7 protein-coding genes and 1 pseudogene are annotated in these 10,297 nt (G+C 41.4%); 5 read left to right on the forward strand and 3 right to left on the reverse strand.

Translation table 11 applies throughout. The annotated features are described in order from the left end of the window. Nucleotides 1-47: 47 nt before the first annotated feature. Complete coding sequence (locus tag IQ229_RS02225; RefSeq protein WP_194040881.1) at nucleotides 48-683, forward strand: restriction endonuclease subunit R; 636 nt, start codon at nucleotides 48-50, stop codon at nucleotides 681-683. A 119-nt stretch (nucleotides 684-802) separates the two neighbouring features. On the opposite strand, the gene IQ229_RS02230 is transcribed toward IQ229_RS02225, so the two are convergent. Together IQ229_RS02230 and IQ229_RS02235 are read right to left on the reverse strand one after the other, a co-directional pair. Further along, a complete protein-coding gene (locus tag IQ229_RS02230) occupies nucleotides 803-1,816 on the reverse strand; it encodes a glycerate kinase (protein ID WP_194040883.1) in 1,014 nt (337 codons plus the stop codon). A gap of 8 nt (nucleotides 1,817-1,824) precedes the next feature. Then, nucleotides 1,825-2,157: a DUF565 domain-containing protein gene (locus IQ229_RS02235; protein WP_194040885.1), complete on the reverse strand. Its 333-nt coding sequence runs from the start codon at nucleotides 2,155-2,157 to the stop codon at nucleotides 1,825-1,827. A gap of 503 nt (nucleotides 2,158-2,660) precedes the next feature. On the opposite strand from IQ229_RS02235, the gene IQ229_RS02240 reads away from it, so the two are divergent. Both IQ229_RS02240 and IQ229_RS02245 read left to right on the forward strand, forming a co-directional pair. Then, nucleotides 2,661-3,287, forward strand: a complete 627-nt coding sequence (locus IQ229_RS02240; protein WP_194040887.1) for a hypothetical protein — start codon at nucleotides 2,661-2,663, stop codon at nucleotides 3,285-3,287. Nucleotides 3,288-3,628: 341 nt separating this feature from the next. Next, on the forward strand, nucleotides 3,629-5,560 hold the full coding sequence (locus IQ229_RS02245) for an ArnT family glycosyltransferase (RefSeq protein WP_194040889.1): 1,932 nt from the start codon (nucleotides 3,629-3,631) through the stop codon (nucleotides 5,558-5,560). A gap of 70 nt (nucleotides 5,561-5,630) precedes the next feature. Here the strand turns inward: IQ229_RS02245 and IQ229_RS02250 are convergent, their stop codons facing one another. Next, nucleotides 5,631-8,966 carry a hybrid sensor histidine kinase/response regulator gene (locus IQ229_RS02250; RefSeq protein ID WP_409339886.1) on the reverse strand — a complete coding sequence of 1,112 codons (3,336 nt, stop codon included), beginning with the start codon at nucleotides 8,964-8,966 and terminating at the stop codon, nucleotides 5,631-5,633. A 571-nt stretch (nucleotides 8,967-9,537) separates the two neighbouring features. Between IQ229_RS02250 and IQ229_RS02255 the strand changes: the two genes are divergently transcribed. Together IQ229_RS02255 and IQ229_RS23650 are read left to right on the forward strand one after the other, a co-directional pair. Further along, nucleotides 9,538-10,116 carry a KaiA family protein gene (locus IQ229_RS02255; RefSeq protein ID WP_194040891.1) on the forward strand — a complete coding sequence of 193 codons (579 nt, stop codon included), beginning with the start codon at nucleotides 9,538-9,540 and terminating at the stop codon, nucleotides 10,114-10,116. A 109-nt stretch (nucleotides 10,117-10,225) separates the two neighbouring features. Further along, nucleotides 10,226-10,297 (forward strand): annotated as a pseudogene (locus tag IQ229_RS23650) (circadian clock protein KaiB); the annotation flags it as partial.

The following is a 10,297-nucleotide window of genomic DNA, read 5'->3' on the forward strand; positions in this document are numbered from 1 at the left end:
ATCTGGTTGAATGACAAATATTGTTCATTTGAATCAAGCACAAATATATGACAATTATCAACGCTCGCAATTTATCTTTAGAAGAAGTTCAGCGTCTGTTTGCCTTTCAAGAACAGTACAGTGACTCATTTTCTAATTATTTATCTTTAGAACCTCTCCTCGAAGTCGAACAACAAGAACTTCTGCAAATTAGAAATGACTTTCGACGCTACCTGACAGCAGGCAAAGTTTCGGAAGGTCAGGTTAAGTTTCTTGCAGTTGCACCTTTACTAAGATTAGCTGGTTTTTATCGCTATCCTATCGAGATTGTTTTGGAAGAATATATTACTTATATTGAAGTTGAAGATGAAGATATCAAAATTAAAGGCAGATTTGATATTTTAGCTATTAGTAAAGCTAAACATACAAAACCTCAAACATATTTTTGGGTACTATTAATTGAATCTAAAAATAGTCAAATTGATATATCAACAGGTTTGCCTCAGTTACTCACATACTCTTATAAAAATTTAGATAATCAAAAATCAATTTGGGGATTAGCGACTAATGGTAGAAGTTATCAGTTTATATATATTGAACAAGGAAATCCCCCTATTTATTATCTGTTGCCAGAATTAAATTTAATGGAAAGAGAGCGTTCAAGTCAGTTGCTACAAGTTTTAAAAGCAATTTGTCAGCTTTAAAAGCATTGATGATTAAGACAACATACAAGCCAAGGTAAAAATTTATAACTCAAGCCATACCCAAACTAGTAAGCTTTGAAGATTTTGCAGCTTGGCGACCCGAAGGCGGGAGATATGAGTTACGAATTAGTCCGATCGCAATACACTTTACCAAAGCTACGATCGCCATTAATCTCAATCACCATATCAACCACTGTCGCATCTTTTACCAACGGCTTGATGAATAATTCCGGGTGCAGCGATCGCCAAAAATAATTGACAAATTGCTCTATCTCTGCATTACTCATACCCGACTTACCCGCAGCGATCATTTGCTGTTCAGCTTGTTTGCGCCACTCCAAAGAATAGCGGTAATCGGTGGGATAAAGTACAATTAAGCTGTCCAATCGCTCCCACAGTGGTAAATAATCGTGGAGGCGAAGATTCATCTCGCGGGCAAATGCCTTATCTTCATCTGTAACAATTGGCGGCGGTGCAGTATCAAATACATCTGCGTTAATTGGTCGTACACCCACAAACCAACCTTCAAATAGTACAATATCTACATCTGTTACCATTTCGGAAGTAGTGCGATCGCCAGCACCTCCAAAAGCTGATTTATCAAAGCGGGGAAGCATCACTGGATTTTGCGACTGGCGAATTTGATCTAGTACATTTAAACCTAAGTCTATATCGTGGGTTCCTGGTGGGCCACGCCAAATTAAGCGGGGATCTTGCTGTGTTAAAAGCAAGCGATCGCTGTAAGTTTTATATAAGTCATCCAAAGATAAACTCACAGTCCTGTATCCCAAATGATCGAGAATCAAAATGAGAATTTTGGACATTGTGGTTTTACCAGTGCCTTGCCCTCCCAATATTCCTTGAATCAAGGGGCGTCCCAACTGTTGGCGCTGCGATGCTAGTTTGATCCCCAAAGGTAGGCACAAGTCCCACAATACCTGTAACATTTCCTGGGGTAGTACTTGGAGAGTAGCTTGGCAGAATTCGCTAAAAGCTGGGAAGACAGATTTTAGTAAATGCGATCGCTTTTCTATCATCTCATCGACATTTTCCGGCGTGATTCCAAAAGCTTTTGCCCTCAATGCATCTGCTAACTCCGCTTCTCTTGCTTCCTGCTTCTTTATCTCCTTCATCTCCCACCCTACGATCCCAGCTTAAAGGCTTCGAGAAACAGTCCGTAGATGAAACCAACTTTGAGGAGATTTAATGAATCTACTAAGAGCGATCGCCTTTCCAAAAAGCTTCGATGATAAAATATCCTACTGGTAATTTCCGTCAACATTACTAAAAAAGCAGCTACCAGAATGTCTAATTCTGCTCGTTGACCGGCTGTAGTGGAAGCTACGTTTGCCAGAAAAAAACCTAACAAAAAACTAATGATCAGCAACGATAGCCGCCGCCAAGGATTTAAAAACCATTGCCCCAAGCGTGTAGCAATGGCATCGAATAAGTTATTGAGACGAGTGTTTTGCATCACATAGACTTCTGGCGAAAAGTCAAGATATCTTGAAAGATCCTATATTCAAAAGAGGATATTGGTTTTAGCTTCAGCTTTTTTGTTAATATTATAAATATCTGCTGGGCTTCCAGCGTTTATTCAAATTTGCACATCATATCATCTTTAGGGAAGTTTATTCCCTTAAAAGGGTGCTTATTGTAATGCAAGATGAAATATGCATCTTAAGTTTTATTTTTCTTTCTACAAATGAATTGGCTGGCTCGGTATCTAATTTTCTTGTTTTTATGTAAGCCTACGGTCAAGACACAAAGCAATGGGTATCTTTACCCCAAGTTTATCAGACATCCAGGAAATTATTTCCTCCGAATATTGTCTAATCAGAATGATAATTATAATACATTAGTATCATTAGTTTTAGGAAAGTCTATATTAGATTACTTTCTATGATTCCCTTTTGGGATAATAGGCTACTATTTGGTCAAGCCTAAACAAAATATTTATTTCTAATAACTATCAATATGAAATCCTCAGTATATCGTAACCTCGGTATTACAGTTTTTTGCTTAGGACTGCTTGCTGCTCTAGTGGGATGCTTTGGAGTAAGCGTATCTTTTGAGTCCACAAACCCAGATACATCTTCAGAACTGCCAACAGAAACTCAAGAGTGGCAGACAACTTCGGTTTTACCTGAAAAAACTATTTCCGCTAGTCTATCCACTCCAGCGCCTACCCCAACCAATCAAGTAGAACATAGCAGTAAACAGAATACTTATCCTGTCTTGGCAAATCGTGATAAATCAGCAAGCATTGCTAAGGATCAAGGGACTTTGCGAATGAGCAATCAAACAAATCAGCCAGTGCGGCTGGTTCTACTGGCACGACAGTCAGTAGCAAAAGGATCTAGTAAAAAACAGACTCTCTATGATGTACCGGCACATTGGGATTTTGCTCCCCAAGAAGGTAGTGAGAAGGGACTGCTTCTATTCCTACCTCAGAATAATTTAAAGCTGGAGAAGGGAGATGTTTTAGTTGCTTTTGCACAAGATGGTTCCCGTCGTTACTGGGGCCCTTATATTATTGGCGAAACTCAATTACCTAAGTGGAATTCCCAAAACAGAGAATGGCAACTTGTGCTGAGTCAATAGACTTCTTGCAGAAGTGGGGAAAAAGTGAAAGGGTAAAGGGTAAAGGTATGGAATTTTCCCTTTCCCCTTTAACATACAAACATTCACCCCAACATCCTGCAAAAGTTACTTTTGCAGGATGTCTAATAAATATTGCTAAGTGGTAAATATTGAGTACGGAAGCAATTGTTGTAGAGTGGGCATTGTTTACCGTTTGCTCAAACCTTTATTTTTACATCCTTACCCTACAGTTGGTAAAGTGTTAAGTAATGGATAGAGGAAAATCGTTGAATTAAAAACTCCGAAGAACAAAAGATAGATAACCAACGACTATTGATTAGTGATTGTTGACTATTGACTAAATGAGAATGAAAGTGAGTGTTAAGCACACTGTTGATCGGTGGTTCAACAAAATAGCAAAAAATCCAGCCCTGAGTATAACTGTGTCGATTTTGTGGTTGATGGTACTTGGCTGGGTGGCTTTTGGGTGGAATTTGGGTAACATTGGCTTAATTGATGAGACAGAGCCGCTTTTTGCCGAAGCTTCCCGCCAAATGTTCGTCACAGGTGATTGGATTACCCCATTTTTCAATGGTGACACTCGTTTCGATAAACCTGCTTTAATTTACTGGTGTCAGGCGATCGCATATCATTTGATTGGCGTGAATGAATGGGCAGTACGCCTTCCTTCCGCGATCGCAGCATTCGGCTTAGTTTGTTTAGGTTTTTACACCATTCAGTGGTATCTGGTTAAACAAGAGGAATTAGAGCAAGTTTCACGTCCTACTCGTCGCTACTTAACATCTTTTATAGCAGCAGCGCTGATGGCACTCAATCCCGAAACTATTATTTGGGCGAGAACGGGTGTCTCTGATATGCTGCTCACCGGATGTATAGCATCGGCTTTGTTATGTTTCTTTCTAGGGTACGCAGGGGGGCAGGGGGAAAATTCCTCTCCTCTACACCCTTCCCACAGCCCTTCTGCCCAATCCCCACTTGCCCTGAGCGAAGCCGAAGGGATACCCAATGCCCTATTCCCTAATAAATGGTACTTAGCTTTTTATGTGCTGATTGCTGGCGCAATTTTGACCAAAGGGCCAGTGGGAATTGTTTTGCCGGGGCTAATTGTTGTCGCCTTTTTGCTTTACGTGGGTAAAGTGCGAGAGGTGTTGCGGGAAATGCGCCTTCTTGTAGGTATACTGGTAATTCTCGCTTTGTCAGTGCCCTGGTATGCTTTAGTAATTTGGCGCAATGGCTGGAATTACATTAACTCCTTCTTTGGTTATCACAACCTGGAACGTTTTACAGAAGTAGTTAATGGTCACTCAGCACCTTGGTATTTTTACTTTTTAGTCGTGCTGTTGGGTTTTGCACCATACTCAGTGTATTTACCAGCTTCTATAATCAGACTAAAATTTTGGCAGCGATCGCATTGGCGATCGCTTGAACGTTTTCAGCAATTTGGTTTATTTGCCTGGTTCTGGTTTGCTAGCATCTTTGGCTTTTTTAGCATTGCTGTTACTAAACTCCCTAGCTACGTATTGCCTTTAATGCCAGCAGCAGCAATCCTAGTAGCCTTGTTGTGGAGCGACCTTTTTTCGGATACAAAGACACGGCAAACAATTCCTGTTTCCTCTCCCACTCCCCCCATTTCCGCGTCTTTGCTGCGAATAAGTGGTTGGGTGAATGTAGTATTTTTATCAATTCTGGCAACAGCACTGCTTAAGATAACCCATATATTAGGTACCGATCCAGCGATCAGTAACTTCCACGAACTAATTGAAAAATCTGGTTTACCAGTAATCGCGGGTATAATTTGGCTAGTTTCTGCTGTTTCGGTTGCGGGTTTATTATTAAGCCGCCGCTGGAACTACATTATGAGTATTAATTTAATCGGGTTTGTGGCGTTTGTAATTTTTGTCTTAACGCCTGCTTCGTTCTTTATTGATCGAGAACGTCAATTACCCTTAAGGGAATTGTCTGCGGCCATTTTAGAAGCAAAACAACCAAACGAAGAATTGATCATGCTTGGCTTCAAAAAGCCTAGTGTGGTATTTTACAGCCAGATCCACGTAAATTATTTAAAATTTCCCCAAGAGGCTGTAGAGCATATTAAAAACAAGGCTGCTAAAGGACTAAAACCTTCTTCAGTGCTGCTGTTGGCCGAACAGAAAAAGTTTTTGAAAATGGACTTACAGCCAGATGATTACAAGAATTTATCGACCAAGGGTGCTTATAACTTGGTTCGAGTTCCTTTTAAGAAAATGAAAAATGAAAAAATAGACATATCATAAATTAAATTGTCATTAGTCATTAGTCATTAGTCCTTTGAGAATAACTAATGACCAATGACTAATGACTCCATTAACATTTGCTATTGTAACCATTGACAGCTAAAGCTTGATTGATCTGGCTTAATAGGTCTTCCATTGATATTGATCGCGGTAATATTTGGGTAGCGATCGCACCAACAACAGTTTCTATCGATTCCAAACCATTCTTTTTCTGCTTGTTAATTCCCTTATAAGCTACTTCATCCTGGAAACTGGTTTCTGAGCGATTTAATCGCTGATTTAGTACCAAAATTGGTGGCAACTTTAAAGGCGAATCTCCTAATGTTTTCAGTGCTTTGAGTACATCTTTGTGGATAGAGGTTTCTCCTAAACAAATTAGCAATAAGTCAACGCTTTCGTGACGAATTTGTTGCAACACTTCTGCCCAACAAGGACTCATCGCCGCTTTGAAGCCTGCTGTTTGCAGGTATTGAATTAAAGCTTGGAACCACTCAGACCCCCGTTCAGCAGTTTCACTACTAATTGAGCAATTTTTTTCTGTCCGATAACCCTTAGCTGGCTTACGTCTTACCTGGGGGAAATCCCGCAGCATTGTTAAATCCACTACTAAGATGTTGGGAGGACAGCAAATACCAGAAGCAATTTCTAGTACTGATAGTAAAGCATCTGTTTTCTCGGTGCGAGTGCTGTTATCTTTTGCAAATGGTGTTAAATAAGGAAATACAGATAACCCTGGTATTTTAGAGGCGATTAAGGTAGTTGCAACATCGCAAGTCACCAGTGGTATAGCTGCTAAACGTGGATGTCCAATTAGTTGTTGCAAATAAATTTGGGCGGTGGTACTTTCGACATCTAGCAAAATGACATCAAACTGCCATACCCGCGCCAAAAGTTCTGCCTGATCTAGGTCATCTACTTCAATCACCCGATGTTCTCGAAGTGAAGGGTGGGGATTGACCGATTCTAACTGGGGATTCACCAACCTGAGAATTCGCAGTGGGGTTTTAGTTGGGATAATTGCGCTATTATTTAACCCTATCTGCCCAATTGCTTGTGCAGTACATAATTTTTCTAGAACTGGTGCTAAGACCTGATGCTCTACTGGCAAACTTAAGAAACCATCGGCTCGATTAGCAAATGCTTGCTCCTTTTCGGCTCCTGTGGCTGTGACAATTACAGATATATGACGGGTTGCAGTGTCAGATTTTAGTAAAGTCAGCACATCCCAACCTGAGAGCAGGGGTAGCAACGGATTTAAAAATATCGCTATTGGTTGCAAGCGCCGCGCTTTTTCGACTGCTTCTGTCCCCGCTCGCGCAATCACTACCCGATATCCTAAACCTTTGAGTTGTTCGGTCAAGTCTTCAATATATCGAGCTACTGCCTCGACTACCAAGACCAATCGTTGCGAACTAGCAGGATGATGCTGTGTAGACGTACTAGGATACTGACGAGCGGCGGAGAGATTTTCCCGTGTCGGTTGGTATCGTGTCTCCTCTTCTTCTCTGATTCCCATATCTGGTTCCGAAAAGCCTGTTTTCGGAGGACTGGGCGGCAGAAGTAGGGTAAACTGGCTACCTTTACCTTCACGCGATAAGAAGCTGACATCTCCTCCGTGGAGGCGAGCCAAGGCGCGAGTTAATACTAGCCCCAAACCAGTGCCTTCAAATTGGCGGGTGAGGGGATTTTCTAGTTGTTGGAATTTTTGAAAGATTAAGTGTTGCTGGTGTTCGGGAATGCCAATGCCTGTATCCCAAATTGTAAAGGCAATCCATCCTTCCCAACGACTCACCCGCAGCCCAATTTCACCAGATATTTCGGTGAATTTAAAGGCGTTGGAAAGTAGGTGTACTAGCATCTGGCGTAAGCGCAATTCGTCTGCCACCATCTGATCTAAACCTAGTTCAATGGAAAGACAGAATTGGGGAGCAGATGAACGGGCATTTGCAGGTGGTGAGGCAGATGTCGCTTTGGTAGTTTGAGTGTGGATAGCTTTGGCTTCCGCTAGGGCGCGATCGCACACAGCCTGAATTTTCACCGGAGTCAGGGTCAAATCCATTTGTCCCGTCTCCATGCGGGTCAAATCCAAAATGTCATTCACCACACTCATCAGGTGGCGACCGCTTTGATGAATCAGTCCCGCATAACGGGCTTGACGCTCGTTAAGTTCTCCCAACTGCTGATCTACGAGCAAGCGCGATAATCCTAAAACGGCAGTTAGGGGAGTTTTGAGTTCATGACTAATACAAGCTAAAAACTCGTCTTTTAACCGATTTAGTTGAATTAAATCGGCATTCTTCGCTGCTAGTTCTTTACAAAGTTGCTGCTGTTCAGTGACATCAGTAGCTAAAACTAACCACAAATCAGTGCTGAGTGCAATCTCCTCTTGGGCACTCATAACTTTAAATTCAGGATTATCTAAGGGAATTTTGGCAAACTGCCAGATTCGCTCTTGACCATTTTGCACTTCGACAACGCAGGTACAAGTACCCACTTGACTATCTAAATAGCATCGGCTGTATGCAGCATCACCTGATGCTTCTTGCTGAATTAGTTCTTCTTCACCACTATGCTCATTCTCCCTACCATTGGGATGAACCTTGATTGCTGGTTGGGTGACATATTCTGCTATTTCGGAGCGTTTAGGGACAAGTATTGCCTCCACTTGTTGCCTAACCCCTTCTGGATCTTTTAAGGTTCCTAATTGCTGCCACCAGGCGGGATTTCGCGCTACCACCTCGCCAGTACCCGTTTGCAACATCAAAGGCCAAGGCAGTCTTTCTAGCAAGTGTACCAGTGGCTGATGTCCTAATGACTTGGGTTCATTTGGCCCACCATCATATTCATGGCGATGTTCGCTAGACTTTTGTAAGCCAGCCATACGTTCCTGAGCCAGCGATCGCAATAGGCGCGAACTATCCAGCAGTCCCAAATATCGACCCTCAGAGTCAATTAGCGCCCAATCTAAGTTTTGAGGTTTTTCGACTTGTGAATCGCACCAGCGCAAGCTTAATCGCTCTACACGCTCAGAAGCTGATATTGTCTGTATTGGCTCAATTAGACCTTGACCCCAGGTAGAGAGCGATTGGTGTAAATTTAGATTTTTATCGTCACTTTGTGCTAATAATTTTGGGATTAAACGGGCAGAATACAGCAATCCGATGGGGCATTGCTGTTGATTCACTACTACCAAGCGATCGCACTGCTCTTGCTCAAAAATCTCCAACACCACTGCCAGAGAACTTGTTTGGGGGCAGCTAGGTACGGTTGCCTGAAAGTCATAAAGCGGGTAATCTAGCATTAACATAGGGATTTGGGGGTCATTCTTCCTGTGGAACCCTCCGGCATTTCCATCTGCCAGTTGATGGTCTTTTCGCCTGAAGTCATATCCTTTAAGAAGACTCATATAAGCAACTCTGGTTATTTCAACGCCTTTAAAACAATGGGATTTCCCCTAACGGACACGGGAATTGCGAACGAGTGCATTTTTCCAAGAGGCGACGTTTCTAATTTCTAGCAACTAGCCAGCCTCCCCAGTGTCTTACTGGTATTTAAACTCCTCATCGATAGCGACGGCTAAAACAATTATGGCCCCAAAGATTCGCTTTAGAACCTTGAGGAATTATAATGATTTGGAATGCGACAATCCTTTAAGTTCGTTTAAGTATCTTATCAAGGAGCAAAATAGAAAAATCTATCTATCTATTTATATACATACATAAGATATGTAAATCATGAGTTAATTACTGTGTCTTGCTATGCCGACGGATACCTCATCATCAAAGACCTACTAAGTTCTACCAGTTAGTTGCTCCACTAGAATATTGAGTGCCTAGCACTATCTGCTCGCATAGAGCGTTATTTTGCGGTTAAATCAGCAGTTTACTGCACACGCAGTATTCCCCTACAAGCGTTAGCCAAACTTATCAGCCCGCGTTTCTTGGTCAGGGCGATCGAGGAGATATATTCAAGAATAGATGTTATTACCGATATTGATTCTGCAATCTAATGTTTACAAATGTTTAAATAATCCAGACTTAGCCAACCTAAAAGGTTTGAGTACGTGGGTGGGGCTATTGATGGACGCAATTATTGCCCAATTTTGCTACTTGCCTGTTGCTGTAACAAGCTCTGGAACAATCAACTATTTCCCAAATTGGCTGCTACTAAATCCAAGTAAGGCATACACTAGCAAATACGTTTATGTATTTGCCAGTCAGATGCAAAAAAGCCAGCAGTATTTTCAGGAGATGACTCCGGCAGAAAGAGAAGGATTATTAAGACAGCTTAAAATAGATTATAGCCTGATTCTTATAGATTATTTTACTACAGACAAAACCCTCAAAGATAAAATTGAAAAATTTATCAATACTATATTTTATGCTAATATTCCTGTGCCGCAGATAATCGAAATTCACATGGAGATAATTGAAGAATTTTCTAACCAGCTAAAATTAGAAGGTAGGAGCAATGAAACTTTACTTGATTACCGCCTAACGTTAATAGATGTCTTGGCTCACCTGTGCGAAGTCTATAGGAGTTCGATTTCTAGATAAAATAAATTAAATTTATTGCTCTGTATTCAACTTGGAACAAGCTACAACTGTGAGTAACGATGCATGGGAAAATATTGTATTTCTCTGATTATGACTAGTTATTAAGTATATGAATAAAGCCAGAAAAACCTACGTTCTCAAGCTTTACGTAGCAGGTAACACTCCTAATTCAGTCCGGGCA

This window comes from Nostoc cf. edaphicum LEGE 07299, assembly GCF_015207245.1.
GTDB classification, from domain to species: Bacteria; Cyanobacteriota; Cyanobacteriia; order Cyanobacteriales; family Nostocaceae; genus Nostoc; species Nostoc edaphicum_B.

Coding starts and splice junctions, on each gene's coding strand:
- IQ229_RS02235 (WP_194040885.1), bottom strand. CDS start 2,157: ATGCAAAACACTCGTCTCAATAACTTATTCGATGCCATTGCTACACGC.
- IQ229_RS02245 (WP_194040889.1), top strand. CDS start 3,629: ATGAGAATGAAAGTGAGTGTTAAGCACACTGTTGATCGGTGGTTCAAC.
- IQ229_RS02225 (WP_194040881.1), top strand. CDS start 48: ATGACAATTATCAACGCTCGCAATTTATCTTTAGAAGAAGTTCAGCGT.
- IQ229_RS02240 (WP_194040887.1), top strand. CDS start 2,661: ATGAAATCCTCAGTATATCGTAACCTCGGTATTACAGTTTTTTGCTTA.
- IQ229_RS02250 (WP_409339886.1), bottom strand. CDS start 8,966: ATGAGTCTTCTTAAAGGATATGACTTCAGGCGAAAAGACCATCAACTG.
- IQ229_RS02230 (WP_194040883.1), bottom strand. CDS start 1,816: ATGAAGGAGATAAAGAAGCAGGAAGCAAGAGAAGCGGAGTTAGCAGAT.
- IQ229_RS02255 (WP_194040891.1), top strand. CDS start 9,538: ATGTTATTACCGATATTGATTCTGCAATCTAATGTTTACAAATGTTTA.